The 15021-nt window shown below is 57.9% G+C and carries 11 protein-coding genes; 7 read left to right on the top strand and 4 right to left on the bottom strand.

From position 1 onward, the window contains the following. Nucleotides 1-143 precede the first annotated feature (143 nt). Together DN412_RS03445 and DN412_RS03440 are read right to left on the bottom strand one after the other, a co-directional pair. Nucleotides 144-1841 carry a long-chain fatty acid--CoA ligase gene (locus DN412_RS03445; protein ID WP_115013226.1) on the bottom strand — a complete coding sequence of 566 codons (1698 nt, stop codon included), beginning with the start codon at nucleotides 1839-1841 and terminating at the stop codon, nucleotides 144-146. A gap of 66 nt (nucleotides 1842-1907) precedes the next feature. After that, the gene (locus DN412_RS03440; RefSeq protein ID WP_244222550.1) at nucleotides 1908-2639 is read right to left on the bottom strand and encodes a TetR/AcrR family transcriptional regulator; all 732 of its coding nucleotides are present in this window, start codon (nucleotides 2637-2639) and stop codon (nucleotides 1908-1910) included. 358 nt (nucleotides 2640-2997) lie between these two features. On the opposite strand from DN412_RS03440, the gene DN412_RS03435 reads away from it, so the two are divergent. Together DN412_RS03435 and DN412_RS03430 are read left to right on the top strand one after the other, a co-directional pair. Continuing rightward, nucleotides 2998-5154, top strand: coding sequence for an alpha/beta hydrolase fold domain-containing protein (locus DN412_RS03435; RefSeq protein WP_115013225.1), 2157 nt, complete (start codon nucleotides 2998-3000; stop codon nucleotides 5152-5154). A gap of 213 nt (nucleotides 5155-5367) precedes the next feature. Beyond that, complete coding sequence (locus tag DN412_RS03430; protein WP_244222549.1) at nucleotides 5368-6615, top strand: ABC transporter substrate-binding protein; 1248 nt, start codon at nucleotides 5368-5370, stop codon at nucleotides 6613-6615. Nucleotides 6616-6888: 273 nt separating this feature from the next. Here the strand turns inward: DN412_RS03430 and DN412_RS03425 are convergent, their stop codons facing one another. Beyond that, complete coding sequence (locus tag DN412_RS03425; protein WP_115013224.1) at nucleotides 6889-7365, bottom strand: winged helix-turn-helix transcriptional regulator; 477 nt, start codon at nucleotides 7363-7365, stop codon at nucleotides 6889-6891. A 194-nt stretch (nucleotides 7366-7559) separates the two neighbouring features. On the opposite strand from DN412_RS03425, the gene DN412_RS03420 reads away from it, so the two are divergent. After that, a complete protein-coding gene (locus DN412_RS03420; protein ID WP_161563969.1) occupies nucleotides 7560-8570 on the top strand; it encodes a quinone oxidoreductase family protein in 1011 nt (336 codons plus the stop codon). A gap of 40 nt (nucleotides 8571-8610) precedes the next feature. Beyond that, nucleotides 8611-9417 carry an SDR family NAD(P)-dependent oxidoreductase gene (locus DN412_RS03415; RefSeq protein WP_115013222.1) on the top strand — a complete coding sequence of 269 codons (807 nt, stop codon included), beginning with the start codon at nucleotides 8611-8613 and terminating at the stop codon, nucleotides 9415-9417. A gap of 885 nt (nucleotides 9418-10302) precedes the next feature. Here the strand turns inward: DN412_RS03415 and exaC are convergent. Next, entirely contained in the window at nucleotides 10303-11826 is a 1524-nt protein-coding gene (gene exaC, locus DN412_RS03410) for an acetaldehyde dehydrogenase ExaC (RefSeq protein ID WP_115013221.1), read from the bottom strand. A 301-nt stretch (nucleotides 11827-12127) separates the two neighbouring features. Between exaC and DN412_RS03405 the strand changes: the two genes are divergently transcribed. The 3 genes from DN412_RS03405 (at nucleotide 12128) to DN412_RS03395 (ending at nucleotide 14898) form a co-directional block, all read left to right on the top strand. After that, entirely contained in the window at nucleotides 12128-12940 is an 813-nt protein-coding gene (locus DN412_RS03405) for an AraC family transcriptional regulator (RefSeq protein ID WP_133303022.1), read from the top strand. An 84-nt stretch (nucleotides 12941-13024) separates the two neighbouring features. Then, complete coding sequence (locus DN412_RS03400; protein ID WP_115013219.1) at nucleotides 13025-14140, top strand: threonine aldolase family protein; 1116 nt, start codon at nucleotides 13025-13027, stop codon at nucleotides 14138-14140. Nucleotides 14141-14454: 314 nt separating this feature from the next. Further along, nucleotides 14455-14898 carry a tautomerase family protein gene (locus DN412_RS03395; protein ID WP_115013218.1) on the top strand — a complete coding sequence of 148 codons (444 nt, stop codon included), beginning with the start codon at nucleotides 14455-14457 and terminating at the stop codon, nucleotides 14896-14898. The last annotated feature ends 123 nt before the right edge of the window (nucleotides 14899-15021 follow it).

The following is a 15021-nucleotide window of genomic DNA, read 5'->3' as shown; positions in this document are numbered from 1 at the left end:
CGTATTCTGCCCCTGAAGGGTTGTGTCAGGCGTGTTCATTTGCGTGCTCCTTTGGGAGAAACGAGATTGCGAATCTTCGTTTTACTCCAGGGGCTTGCCTCCGCGGCCCTTCATAGTATCTCTGTAACTCGTTCCGTGGCTGGTTACGCATGGCCATTGCGAACATTTTCAGCTTCTTGCAACTGGCGCCACAGTACCTTTCCGGTCCCCGACTTCGGAAGCGCGTCGACGAACTCAACCACGCGCGGATACTTGTAAGCCGACATGTTCGCCTTGGCCCAGTCGATAATATCTTCGGCCCTGGTCTTGTCTCTGGCATGTGCACGCAGCACGACGAGGGCCTTGACCGTCTCGCCACGGTACGCATCGCGCGTGCCGATGATGCATGCCTCCTGCACGTCGGGATGCTTGTAGAGCAGATTCTCAACCTCCGCCGGCCATACCTTGAAACCCGACGCGTTAATCATGCGCTTGAGGCGGTCCGTGATGAAAAAATAGCCTTCGTCGTCCATGCGACCCAGGTCACCTGTGCGGAAAAACATCCGACCTTCGAACTCGATGAAGGCCTCGCGCGTCGCGTCTTCCTTGCGCCAGTATCCCTTGAACACCTGCGGGCCGGACACAATGATCTCTCCCACTTCGTTCGGCGGGAGCTCCCTGAGCGTGGCCGGATCGACTACGCGCGCGTCGGTGTTGAAGACCGGCACACCGAGACACTGTAGCTTGGGTCGGTCAAAGGGGTTGAAGTGCGTCGGCGCCATGGTCTCGGACAAGCCATAGCCTTCGAGGTAGCTGAGCCCGAACTGGTCAAGCAGGCGCTCAGCCACCGCTTGTGGCATGGCCGCTCCCCCGCCGCCGATATAACGCAGGCTCGACAGGTCATAGTGCGTCAAGTTGGGGCTCGCCAGGAGGTCGATCACCATTGTGGAAATATTGGTCCAGTGCGATACCTGATAGCGCGAAATCAGACGGCCAGCCACTTCGCGATCCCAGCGCGGTAGCATTACTACGGTGGCGCCAGTGTATATAGGGCCATTCATGCCGTACTGCATGCCGGTGACATGGAATAACGGGAGCACGGAAAGGACTACCGATTCCGAACCACTACCCGTCCAAATGGCGCCACCGACAGCGTTGTGCATGACCGAGCGGTGCGTGTGGATGCAGCCCTTAGGAAAACCAGTGGTGCCTGAGGTGTACGGCATCACCGCCATATCCTCCGGGCCGGCGGTATGAGGGCCTGGTTGCAGCTCCGCTCCGAGGGCCACGTTCCATCGGGTTACGTCTGCCGTCAGCGGATGAGCCGTGGTCAGCCATGCCGGTGGTGCATCTTCGGAGAGCTCGAACCTCAACTGCAGTGCATCGCCATGCCGGATTACTAGCAGGTGCTGCAACTGGTCGGCCGAATCCAGTTTCGACATCGCCTGCGCCACGCCGGTGACCAAATCGTCCGCGCAGATGGCCACGCGCGCTCCTGCATCGGTGACATAGTGCTTGAACTCCTCGGTACGGTTCATCGGATTGATCGGCACCGCCACGGCATCCGCGCGTAGGATCGCGTAGTAGCTGATTACGAACTGTGGGCAGTTTTGCATGAATAGCAGCACGCGGTCGCCCTTTTTCACGCCGGCTGTCTGCTGCAGCCAGCCGGCCAGCGACGTGGCTTGAGCCTCCAGTTCGCGATACGTGATGGCATCATCGAGGTACCGGATCGCAATCTTGTCCGGATAACGGTGGGCAGAGATCTCCAGGTTGTACCAGAGCGAGGTTTCTGGCAACACGAGTTGATCGGGTGCACGCTTTGGCAAGAACTGGGAATGCGGGCGAGTTGGCTTCTGCATTGCTGAGTCTCCTCTGTGCTCGGCTCAGAGCTGGATAATGGCGTCAATTGTCACGGCGAGACGGCCTCACGAGTTGGGGCGACTCCGTGACGGCTGCTTCCGCTTGTGCGCGCCACCCTTGGATTCGGGAGCATCAAGCAGAGAAAGTGTGAGCGCTGATGGCGTGCACTCCACTACAGCCTGTAGCGAATCAATGATGTTCTCGATCGTATATTTCGGTGCCCAAAAGCGGTTTGGCTGGGTCACGTCCATCGCGGCTTCCTTAGCTGCAAAGATCGCGTTCGCGTAGATGCCAATCAGCGACATGCGCTGTTCGAGCAATGGCGCGGGAAATTCATGGAGCAACCGACGTAGATGATCAAGGCATCTGCGATAGCCCACATTCCATTGGTCACCAAGATAGTGCCGCACCAGATCGCGGTGGCCCGCCTGCAGATTTGCCAAAAACCTAATGTAAGTGTTGTCGCGCTCATCACCGTACGTTAGCTGGTCGACCGGCCGGATCAGTGCCTCCAACACATCTCGGACACTACGCGGACCGCCCTCTTCCTCCAGTTCGTCCAGCATTGCCTGGCGTCGTGCATCGACTCTTATTGCACCGTCGAGCAGTAGTTCTCCGATCAGAGCCTCCTTCGATCCAAAGTGGTAATGCAGCGACGCGTTATTGCGCTGTCCGGCGCTTGCGACGATGTCTTTTACTGAGATGCTATCGACCCCATGGAGTGCGAATAGACGTTGTGCTACTACCTTCAGTTTCTGACGTGTTTCGTTACCGTCAGATCTCCCAACCTTTGTCATTGATCTGCCTCATATCTGTATCGGGTAAAGCGTTGGCCTACCCGAGCATCGGGCGGTCTAGCGTGAGCGCATCATGCAGCATTTCCTGGCAAGTACTCAAGCCTGCACCCCAACTAAGTCGCGCGGACCCGATCGAATAGCGAAAGAAGGGCCGACGGCACGGCCCAATAGAGCCGTCCCCGGTCCGACAGTAATTGCGCTGGCAGAGAGCTTCGAATGACTTAACGACCGTCACGTTGACACCCCAAAGATAAGTTGCTAGCCTTATTTAAGCACATCGACTTATGTTTGTGTAGAGGGCTGGCCGTGATCTTCCCAGCTTGATTCGTACGAGGTTCCAAAGACAAGGAGACATGTGATGCGCGTCATCATAGTTGGCGGTGGAATTGGCGGACTTTGCGCTGCGCTTTCGCTCAGGCAGCAAAAGATTGACTTCATCCTGCTTGAGCAGGCAGAAGCGCTGGCGGAGGTTGGCGCCGGCGTGCAGATTGCAGCGAACGGCACATTTGTTCTGCGGCAGCTTGGGCTCGAGGAGCGGCTCGCCGCAATTTCGTCAAAGCCGGTTTCCTGGGAATACCGGGACATGGAATCCGGATTGCCGATGGTGTCCTGGCCAGTGGGTCAGCAAGCCGCCGAGAAGTATGGTGCGCCGCTCAACAACGTTCATCGTGCCGATCTGATCGATCTGCTCGCAAGCGAGCTGCCAGCGGATGGACTCAGGCTCGGTGCCAAGTGCGCAGACCTCGGACAGGATGAGGATGGCGCGTGGGTGCGGCTGGAATCCGGCGAAGTCATCAAGGGCGACGTCATTATCGGTGCCGACGGCATTCATTCCGTCGTGAGGCAAAAGCTCTTCGGCCAGGCGCAGGCCAGCTTTGCCAACTTGCTCTGCTGGCGTGCCCTGATCCCGGCCGAGCGGCTCGAGCAGGGTGCCTACGAGGAACGTGGCAACTATTGGGTCGGCCCAGGCCGAAGCATCGTGTCCTACTGGGTCAGGCCCCGCAAGCTGTACAGCTTCCTCGCCTCGGTTCCCGCACACGAAGTGCATCGGGAGGCGTGGGGAGATAGCGGCGATGTGAAGGACCTGATCCGTTCGTTCGAGGGCGCGGAGCCGAAGGTCCAGCGCCTGCTCGAGTCCATCGACAGCGCCTTTATCACTGGCATGTATTACCGCGATCCGCTTGAGCGCTGGACCGAGGGGCGCATCTCCCTGATGGGCGATTCAGCGCATGCCATGGTTCCGTACCTCGCCCAGGGGGCTTGCCAGGCCATCGAAGATGCCTGGGTCCTTGCCCGCTGCCTTGCCCGCCACGGCGATGCGGGGGTCCGCGAAGCATTGCTGGAGTATGAAGAACGGCGCCGGCCACGCACCACACGCGTTCAGGCGGCCGCGCGCAGCATGGTGAAGCTTGTTCATGAATCCGACCCCGCACGCATCCAGGCCCGCAATGGACGATGGAAAGGCATGTCGCGCATTGACCCCCTGGGCGTTCGAACCTGGGCTTTCTGCTGGGACTATGACGTGATCAAGGCCGCGGAGCAGCCGAGCGGCGAAGTGCTCGGCCTGGCGGCAACCCGGGAAGGAATCCGCATGCAGCGTCCGGAAAGCCAGCGGGCCTTCGATTTGTGGAGAAGCGCCTTCTCGCCAGAGGACGTGGCGCGCGGCCACGACGGCCTCAGGGAAGCCTATGACCGCTTTCTGCTGACCAATTTCCCTGCGCCCGCGAGTACCCATGTGGAAGCGATCGAGCTTGGCGGTGTGTCTTGTCTGCGGGTGGAAGCAAAGCGGCACTGCCCGGGGCCGACGGTGCTGCATTTCCACGGCGGCGCATATGTGATCGGTTCGGCCAAGGCCTCGGTAGAGTATGCAAGCAGGCTGGCGCATGCGGTCGACGGCCAGTGTGTTGTGGTTGACTATCGCCTGGCCCCGGAACACATCTACCCGGCGGCAATCGATGATGCGGTCAATGCCTATCGCGGTCTGCTCGCAAGCGGCACGCCTGCATCCGATATTCTTCTGAGTGGTGAATCTTCCGGCGGCGGCCTCGCAGTCGCGCTTGCCATTGCAATTCGGCATGCCGGCTTGCCCAGGCCAGCCGGGTTGTTTGCTGCCTGTCCATTCACTGATCTCACACTCTCGTCGAAGAGCGTGAACGAGTTTCACGGCAGCGACCCCGCGGCCAATCAGGACATGCTGTCGTACCTGGCCGCCTCCTACTTTCAGGGTCATGAGCCGACTGATCCGCTGGTCTCCCCCGTCTTTGGGGATCTGCATGATCTTCCGCCCTTGTTCGTCACCGCAGCAACGAATGAGGTGCTGTTCAACGACGCAACCAGGCTCGTCGATCGTGCGAAGGCCGCGGGCGTGGATGTCACGCTCAGGCTCGTGGACGACTCGGTTCACGTCTTCCCTGTCTTTCCATTTCTGTCAGAGACGCGAGCAGTGATGGCCGAGCTTTCGGACTGGGCGGGGCAACTGCGGGAAAGCAGCCTGAACCTTTCACGCGCGGCGTAGCGCTCGTCACGCGAGCGGCCCGGTGGACTTCGGACACACGAGCCGCTCGTACATAACCCGGCACTTCACGCATTGCAGGCTCGCGACAGATCGAGCGACAGACAAGAAGATGCGCGCGTCCAGGCAAAAAAGATGCGCGCGTCCAGGCAAAAACCCTTGACTTGCCGCGGTTTCGTGCTGGGCAAGCCACCCAGGACGATCAGGAGACAGGAAATGAAGATGAAATCGATCCGGTTGGGCCATGCGGTTGCCACAGTGTGCGTAGTGCAGCTACTAGCGGCTTCGCCCTACGCCGTCGCGCAGGGCAAGGGAAGCTATTCCCAAGACACTGTCAAGATCGGCGTGCTGACCGATATGTCCGGAATCTTTGCGGATCTCGGTGGGAAAGGGTCAGTTACGGCTGCGCAAATGGCAATCGATGATTTCAGGGAGCAGAACACTCCCCCATTTAAGATTGAACTGCTGCAGGCAAATCACCAAAACAAGGCCGACATTGGCGCAAGCCGCGCGCGGGAGTGGTTTGACGTCGAGAACGTGGACATGATTACCGATGTCATCAATTCCGGCGTGGCGCTCGCTGTGGCGAAAGTCGCACAAAACAAGAACAAGATGGTGATGGTCACCGGATCCGGGACCGCCAGGCTGCATGATGAGGACTGCAACCCCAACACCATTCACTATGGGTGGGATGCGCGCACCTTCGCCAATGCCCATGTCCGTGCGCAAACCGAGCAACGCCGGAAAAGCTGGTTCTTCTTATCCGTGGACTACGCCCTCGGGCGTTCGCTGGAGCAGGATGCCACGGCGGCAATCATGGCAAATGGTGGCACCGTCGCAGGATCGGTCAGGCACCCGCTCAGCGCCCCGGATTTCTCCTCGTACATGCTGCAAGCGCAGTCCTCCAAGGCGCAGGTAGTGGGCATTGCCAATGCCGGAGCGGACTTGGTCAACGCAGTCAAGGCGGCAAACGAGTATGGCGTCACGCGGACCAAGAGCCTCGCCGGTCTCGCCGCGACGATTACCGACGTCCACGCAATGGGGATCGACGCCACACAAGGCATGGTGGTGGTCGAAGACTTCTATTGGGATTTGAACGATCGAACGCGAGCATGGAGCCGCCGGTTCTTTGATAAGCAAAAGAGGATGCCAAATTTTGTGCAAGCAGCAACTTATTCTGCGGTACTCACCTACCTAAAGTCTGTTCTTGCCGCAAGGTCGGACGATTCCAATGTCGTTTTGAAGCAGATGAAGCAACTCACCATCAACGATGTGTTCGCCAACAATGGCAAGATTCGCGACGACAACAAAATGGTGCATGACGTATATGTTATGGAAGTGAAGAAGCCCCAGGAATCGAAAGCGCCCTGGGACTATTACCGTGTCCGACGCACCGTGGCAGGCAGCGACGCGTCTCAGCCGCTGTCAGCGTCAAAATGCCCGATGGTAAAGAAAGGCATCTAGCGCCGATCTTGATTTCGTTGCGCCACGGCTCTTGGACAACAGATGTCTCTGCGAGCATTCCTGATAACGGTGTCCACCTCAAGGCGTGGACACCCATTCTTAATATTGGCAGAGACTTTGTTCATAGCGCCTGCGAAGCATCAAAACGGGAGGCCGAACAGCAGCGAGCGCGGCACAGCCGGTGTTGCTGTCCCCTGTCCAATGTCGTCGCCCCTGTCGTGCAGGCGGCGACCCGGGCGGCGTCCGAATCCCGGAGCCAGGACCTGGGGACCTTCAGTCATCCCCCGGATTGCTGACTGCCTCCTCGGCAATCGAGGATGTCAGCCGCAAGTCGGCGGCGGTCACTATGCGACCATCCTGGGAGCGGACTTCCAGTCGCGCCACAGGAAGCCCTGTCTTAGTCTCGATCAGACTCTCGCGGGCCTCACCCGACGAGAAGCATGACTCCGTACCCCACTGGCGCAGAGCTATGATCACCGTGAGCAGGCCCTGCCCTTTCGGCGTGAGGGCGTACTCGTGGTACGCACCACCGGCCTGCGCGGACTGGGTTTCCATGATGCCAAGCTCAACCAGTCGGCGCAGACGCTGCGTCAGGATGTTTTTGGCAAGTCCGAGATTCTTCTGAAAATCTCCGAATCGCCGGACCCCCGACAGGGCGTCACGCACGATCAATAGAGACCACCAGTCACCCACGGCATCCAGGCTGCGAGCGACCGGGCAAGCGGCTTGATCGAAGCTTTTTCGTCGCATCTTGAAAAGCCTTTCAAAAAGTAGTTGCGTTATTAAACCACGTCGGCGCATACTTCAGCGACACGGTTTCATTATTAAACCACACAGGTTGCATCCCGCGCATGCTGGGCCGCGTGGACGAGTGCCAGAAGCGCCACTCATGTCACCACGCAGCGCGATCCGAACCCAATTGCCAGACCACTGATAGAGGTGCTATGAAAGCCATCCAGTATCAAGCCTACGGTAGCTATGAAGAAAACCGTGTCGTCAATGTGGAGCGCCCGCAGCCAAAGGAAGGCGAGGTGCTCGTGAAAATGCGAGCCGTCGGAATCAATCCGCTCGACAATACGTTTCGCGCCGGGCACATCTACCTAGCCACCCCGGAGAATCTTCCGCGTATCGGTGGTCAGTCCGGCGTAGGAATCGTCGTTGAAACGCGGAGTGCCGAATTCCAAGTCGGGGATCGCGTCTTCGTCAGGGGGGCCGGCTGGGGCCTAGTGGCCGATGGCACGTGGCGCGAGTACGTCGCGGCGCCTGCCGCCGGACTTGCGCGCGTACCGGCGGATCTCGACGACAACCATGCCGCAGCGTTTCTCGCGGGCGCTGGCTACCTGACCGGCTACCTGGCTCTGACGGAGTTCGCAAAGTTCAAGCCGGGCCAGACCGTGCTGGCGCCCGCAATTGGTAGCGCTGTCGGCATGGAAACCGTCCAGATCGCGCGACGGTTGGGCGCTTCGCTGACGATCTCGACCGCGAGCACAACCAAAAAAGCCGAGCAGGCACGCGCCGACGGCTATGAGCATGTGATCGACCTGTCCAGGGAGACCCTGAAGGACGGGGTGCTACGCATCACAGAAGGGAAAGGCGTGGATGTTGTGGTCGACGGCGTGAGCGGAACGCTCACAGGTCAGGCGCTCGCTTCACTCGCCTTCGGCGGCACGGTCGTCGTGGTCGGCTACGCCGGCGGACGCGAGGCGGAAGTCAGCATCACTGACATCATTTGGAAGGCCGCGACGATCCGCGGCTTCACTTTTAGGCTGTTTGCACCGGAAACCGTTGCGGCCGCCAACACGGCGATCCTCGGATACCTAAAGGAGGGCGCACTGCAACCAAGGATCGGCAAGGTTTTCCCGCTGACAGAAGCCCCCGAGGCCGTCCGGTACCTGATCGAAGACCGTCCCTATGGGCGGGTAGTCATGCAGATCCAGGACACGGCCCAGCACTGATGGCCTGACATGGCCGACCACCTATCGACGAGACAACATTATGCAACCCAAGCCGACCGTTTTGATCACTGGCGCATCGACCGGCATAGGCGCCGTGTATGCAGATCGTTTCGCGCGCCGCGGTCACCCGATTGTGATGGTGGCACGCGATACCGAGCGGATGCGGGCAATCGCAGCACATTTGCGCGCCGAGGCAGGCGTGGAGATCGAGATCCTCAAGGCCGACCTGAATGACCTCGTCGACGTAAAGCGGATCGAGGCCCGTCTGCGTGATGACCCAAGCATCGGCATTGTAGTGAATAATGCGGGCACCGCTCTACCCGGCACGTTTTCCGAGCAGAGCAGTGACGACGTGACTCGGCTGATCGGACTGAACGTCACGGCGCTCACCAGGCTCGCTAGCGCCGTTGCACCACGTTTTGGGCGGACTGGACAAGGTGCAATTATCAATATCGGATCGGTGGTCGGCCTGGCACCTGAACTCGGCATGACGGTATACGGCGCCACGAAGGCGTTCGTGCTGTTCCTCTCCCAAGGCTTGCACGTTGAACTCGGCCCGAAGGGTGTCTACGTACAGGCCGTACTGCCATCCGGGACCCGCACCGAAATTTGGCAGCATGCGGGGCGAGACGTGAATACGATCGAAGGCATGATGGACGTCGAGAAGTTGGTCGACGCGGCACTGGTTGGTTTCGACAAGCGAGAAACGGTAACGATTCCGCCGCTACCGGATCTGGCGCAATGGCAGCAATACGATGCGGCTCGAACTGCGATGCTACCAGGCTTCCGGCAATCGCGCGCTGCTGCACGCTACACCGCAATGCATGAAGGCATGAAGACTCAGTAGCCAGTCGCTATTGCCCGACTGCGGATAGTACACCGGCATGGCGCCCAGCCGAAACTATGGCCACAGTAGTATTCGAGGCGACCGACGCCTCGAACTTCGTGCAGGGCTCAGAACCGGTGGTCGACGGCGGCGGCTAGCCACTCAAAAGAACGGTATTCATGCCCCCGAGCCCTGCCCATCCTCGGCTTTGCCCCAGATGGGCAACATAGAGCGAGTTTCGTCAAATCGCGACGCCTAGCCCCTCATAGCATTCGATGTAGCGACAGTCGATGGCATTCCGAAAGAGCGGATCGGCATTCGTCGTTGAGGCTGGAGGCACCAAAAGTCCACGGCCTACAGGGCAAATCTGACGTGATTCGCGGCGGGTTTTCCTTCGCGACCCTCTTATGGCCTACCCATGCCACAGAGGGTCGCTCCTCAACATTGCCATTGGCTTGTCGTCGGAATTCGGCGTCGTTCGAGCGACCGACCTGCCGAGCATGCGTACTGCGTTCGGCGGTCACCTTACCAACATACCGGCCGGCCATGATGCAACGCTTACAACATTAGACGGCATGACTCAATCAGTATGTTTGCTTTTTGACCACGTGTGGCAACTCGCCCTCGAGGAATCTCGGCGTGCCATCAGGATGACCTGGCGCAATGTGCGCCGCCTCGAAGCAACCCTGCGCGAGCCAGTCGTCAATTGCCGGGGAGTCAAAATCAGCAGGCGCTCGTGACAAGTGCACCGGCCACATCAACCGCTCTCTATTGCGATGACACTCAGGCCCTGCATAGACCCTCCCCTCGCACAACGAGTGCGAGCCCAGCTTATAAATCGCGCATCGTTAAGGTTCCGTCTAGCTCCCCCAGAAAGGCCTCCCACCTTCCGAGGGAACAAAGTCGTTAGAAGAATCCCAACGGGGAAGGATCATAGCTTGCAAGGATATTCTTGGTCTGCTGGTAATGATCCAGCATCATTTTGTGATTCTCACGGCCGATCCCGGACTGTTTGTATCCGCCAAATGCCGCGTGTGCCGGATACAGGTGATAGCAGTTCACCCAGACCCGTCCCGCCTTGATACCGCGTCCCATGCGGTATGCGCGCATAGAATCCTTCGTCCACACACCGGCCCCAAGACCATATTCCGTGTCATTGGCGATGTGTATTGCTTCCTCCTCATCGCGGAACTTCGTCACCGAGACTACCGGTCCGAATATTTCTTCTTGAAAAACACGCATTTCATTTCTTCCTTCCAAGACCGTCGGCTTAACAAAGTAGCCACTCTTTAAATCGCCACTGAAGATGACTCTGTCTCCTCCCGTCAGGCACCGAGCCCCCTCTTCCTCTCCAATCTTGAAGTACGATAAGATTTTATTCAACTGCTCCTCCGAGGCTTGTGCGCCGATCATCGTTGTGGAATCAAGAGGATTTCCCTGCTTGATTCGCTCGACACGTCGCACTGCTCGTTCAATGAAATCATCATAGATGCTTTCATGAATCAGGGCTCGTGACGGGCTCGTGCAGACCTCCCCTTGGTTTAGCGCAAACATGGCGAAACCTTCGAGTGCCTTTTCGACGAATAAATCACTAGATGACAGCACATCGTCGAAGAAAATATTCGGACTCTTTCCGCCCAGCTCCAGAGTCACCGGAATGATGTTCTGGCTTGCATACTGCATAATAAGCTTTCCGGTCGTTGTTTCACCGGTAAAGGCGACCTTCGCGACGCGGTGACTCGATGCCAACGGTTTTCCTGCTTCCACACCGAAGCCGTTCACAACGTTGACGACGCCCCGCGGCAGTAGATCCTGGATGACCTCAATCAGCACCATAATCGACGCAGGCGTCTGCTCGGCAGGCTTGAGTACAACACAGTTCCCTGCGGCGAGCGCTGGGGCCAGCTTCCACACCGCCATCAGAAGCGGAAAATTCCAAGGAATGATCTGACCGACCACCCCAAGAGGCTCGTGAAAGTGGTAGGCAACCGTGTTCTCTTCGATTTCGGAAAGAGATCCTTCTTGTGCACGAATACAGGAAGCGAAGTAGCGAAAATGGTCAATAGCCAAGGGCAAGTCTGCAGCCATTGTTTCGCGAATCGGCTTACCGTTATCAATGGTCTCCGCAATAGCGAGACGCTTCTGGTTTTCCTCGATCCGGTCTGCGATCTTGTTAAGTAGATTGGACCGCGCCGTGGCAGACAGTCTGCCCCAACTCTCCTTGGCTGCATGCGCGGCATCGAGAGCAAGATCAATGTCGGCCTCGCGTGAGCGAGCAACTTCACAGAACGGCTTACCAGTGATTGGCGATAAGTTCTCAAAGTACTCGCCCCCGACCGGTGGCACCCACCGCCCGCCAATGAAATTGTCATACCGACTCTTGAAGGGATACTGACCGGCGTCCAAGAAGGGAAGGTTTCTGTGATCCATCTCTGTCTCCTGATGCATATGGTTCATGAATCCGCGCCAAGCCACAACTCGTCGTGCCATGCCTCGGGCAGATCAAACACATACTGGTGGGCAAACTACCGGACGAGTTGAAGAAAATTGCTGATACCGGTGAACCGGCGTCTGAGGCTCCCCTTGCAGCAGCCACTTGTTGCTACCCATTGCTTGATTTGGATGGCGCCATATGCCAGTATTTGTAGGTACAACTATATAAAGATGTTATGTCCGCCCCGCACAGTGGGGCGAGTCGCAATCACCCGCTCCAGGAACAGCGAGGCCAACCGTGAACCACGCAAAGATATGGAGAGAGCGTTCGCTGGGGGGGGCCGTGATGCTTCGTGCCGAGTACCGTACCCATCGCTTTCCACCCCATGAACATGCCGAGTACGCTATTGGCTTCATTGAAGCCGGCGCGCAAGCCTACACTTTGGAGCGTCGTCACAGAGTGTTGATGCCGGCGGGAAGCATCTGCCTGATCAACTCCGGGCAGTTGCATGAAGGTGCCCCAGGGATGGAGGCAGGTTGGCGTTACCGAATGATCTATATCTCCGCCAATGATCTCCATGCGGCGACTGCTGACTCGATCGATGCCAATGCGCAGCCTCCGATATATTTCACCGAATCCGTGGTGTCCGACCCATGGCTTCTCGCCCAGCTTCAGCAAGCCCATCTGGCATCCGAATCTAGCAATCTTACCGACCTCGAAAAATCGGCACGACTAACCGCTGCCCTCAAGGCATTGACCCATCGGCATGCTAGATATCACAACGGAGTCGCACCCACTGCGATTCTCCCTGGCGCTGTGAAGCGCGCGCGCGAATACATAGACGCCCACTTCTCGCAGAACCCTTCATTACCGGAGATCGCTGCGGTTGCCGGACTTAGCCCGTTCCATCTGCTCCGTGCCTTCCGGCACTTCACGGGCATGGCACCACATGCCTATCTCATCCAGCGCCGGGTTGAACATGCCCGGCACTTGCTTTTGAAGGGACTTTCCCTTCGAGTCATCGCCGCCACCGTAGGCTACAGCGATCAGGCCCATCTGAGCAGAGAGTTTCGCCGATTCTATGGCGTGCCTCCAAGCCGAATACTCTAGGCTTAAGCAGCAATTTTTTTCAAATCCTTGCGGAGATCCCGACGCACAATTGGTCGCTCCCCCAAACGTTACATGGAGACAATTATGATCGACCTACGCAGCGATACCTGCAGCAAGCCGACTGAGGCGATGCGACAGGCGATGGCAGGCGCACCTGTGGGCGATGATGTATACAGCGACGATCCGACCGTCAAGGAACTGGAGCATGAGGTTGCCGCGTTCCTCGGCAAGGAAGAAGCGGTGTATATGGTCACCGGTACCATGACCAATCAGGTTGCAATTCGCGCCCATACTGAGCCGGGCGATGCGGTGTTTTTCGACCAAAATGCCCACGTGTACATTCTGGAAGGAGGAGCGCCCGCCGCTTATTCGGGCGTGCTCCCAAGGCTTCTCCCCGGCGTCCGGGGAGTGTTTACGCCTGCGGACCTCAGGGCGGCGATGGGCGTCCCCCATCGCTTTTTCCCCGCAACCATCCCTGCCCCACCGAAGCTCCTATGCATCGAAAACACTCACAACATTGGTGGTGGAAAAGTCTGGCCGATGGAGCGCCTACAAGAAGTCTGCAGCACCGCGCGAGAAATGAACCTGGCACTTCACCTTGATGGGGCCAGACTCTGGCATGCCTCCGTGGCCACTGGCATCCCCGAGCACGAGTACGCCTCGCTCTTCGACACAGTAAGCATCTGCTTTTCAAAAGCAATGGGTGCCCCCGTCGGCTCAGTCCTCGCTGGACCCCGTAGTTTCATTGCTCGCGCTCGACGATTCAAGCAACAAATCGGGGGAGGTTTCCGACAGGCCGGCATCATTGCGGCAGGGGCACTGTATGCACTACGTAACAACAGGGAACGCCTGGTGGAGGACCACCATCGGGCCAAGATGCTCGCGGAGGGGATCGCTCAGCTTCCGGGGATTGACCTGGATCCAGGTACCGTCGAAACAAACATCGTTCGTTTTCGGGTGACAAACATGCGATCAACAGACTTCGTTGATCTCCTGTATGACCGAGGCCTGCACGTTTTACCATCGGGCACTGATGGCGTTCGCGCCATCCCTTACTTGAATATTTCGGATGCCGATATCAAGAGGGCCATCTCGATTATCGAATCCGTTGCTCTGGAGCACGCGCACGAATCTATGGAAGCAATGAATTCTGACGGCGCCGAGACCGCTACTGCGGTGCGCAGCAGTTCCGGATACTAGCCACTTCCACCCTCACAAGGTCGACCGTGTCCCGTTACGTGTGTCTTGATACGCTCCGCTTGCCCCAATTCTTGGACGCGCCCGAGCTGCGTATCAACGAACCACCGATGGCGATGACCAAAAGGACAGGTGCGCTACAAGAATGGTATAAGCCCTGCAAAAATTTCAACCTGAAATGGCATCCCCTGTGACCGCACCCACCGCCTAGAACATACGATTTACCTACAACTCATTGCGAGAATTAACCATATAGTTGCATATGCATGTTGCTTATGAGAATGATCTATCAATTGAATATTTAACTAGGAGAGTTCATGCCCACGTACGTTGTTCATGCGGCTTCAGATCTGCTTAGTCAGAAAACCAAGCAAGAAATTGCCGCCTCCATTACCGATTCACACAATAAGGTTACTGGCGCGAATTCATTTTTCGCACAGGTCATTTTTCTGGACATTTCGATTGGAAATCACTTTGTAGGTGGCCGTCCGCTCCGCCACGACCAGGTTTTTGTGCACGGTCACGTAAGGGCCGGACGCACGCCCGAACAGAAGGCAGATTTACTAAAACGCATCGTAGCCGGTGTATGCAAGATCGCAGGTGTACCGAAAGTTAGTGTCTGGGGCTACCTTTCCGAACTTCCACCGAGTCAAATGATCGAGTACGGCGAACTCCTTCCCCAACCGGGACAGGAAACGCAGTGGATGGCCTCGCTGCCACCTGAAGCCCGTAACTTTATGGAAAGCATTGAGAAGCCCTGAGCTTGTTATCCCTGATGACCAAAATGCTCTTGCCAACATTCGGGGCCAATTCGTCACTCACACGCGACCTTCCCGCTTTCTGCTGCCAGTCAGGAGAGTTGTCAAACGGTGAACGTCGAGCCA

The sequence above is a fragment of the Cupriavidus lacunae genome (assembly GCF_003353055.1).
GTDB classification, from domain to species: Bacteria; Pseudomonadota; Gammaproteobacteria; order Burkholderiales; family Burkholderiaceae; genus Cupriavidus; species Cupriavidus lacunae.
Note: the sequence above shows the minus strand (reverse complement) of the source record. Positions and strands in the feature narration are given on the sequence as shown.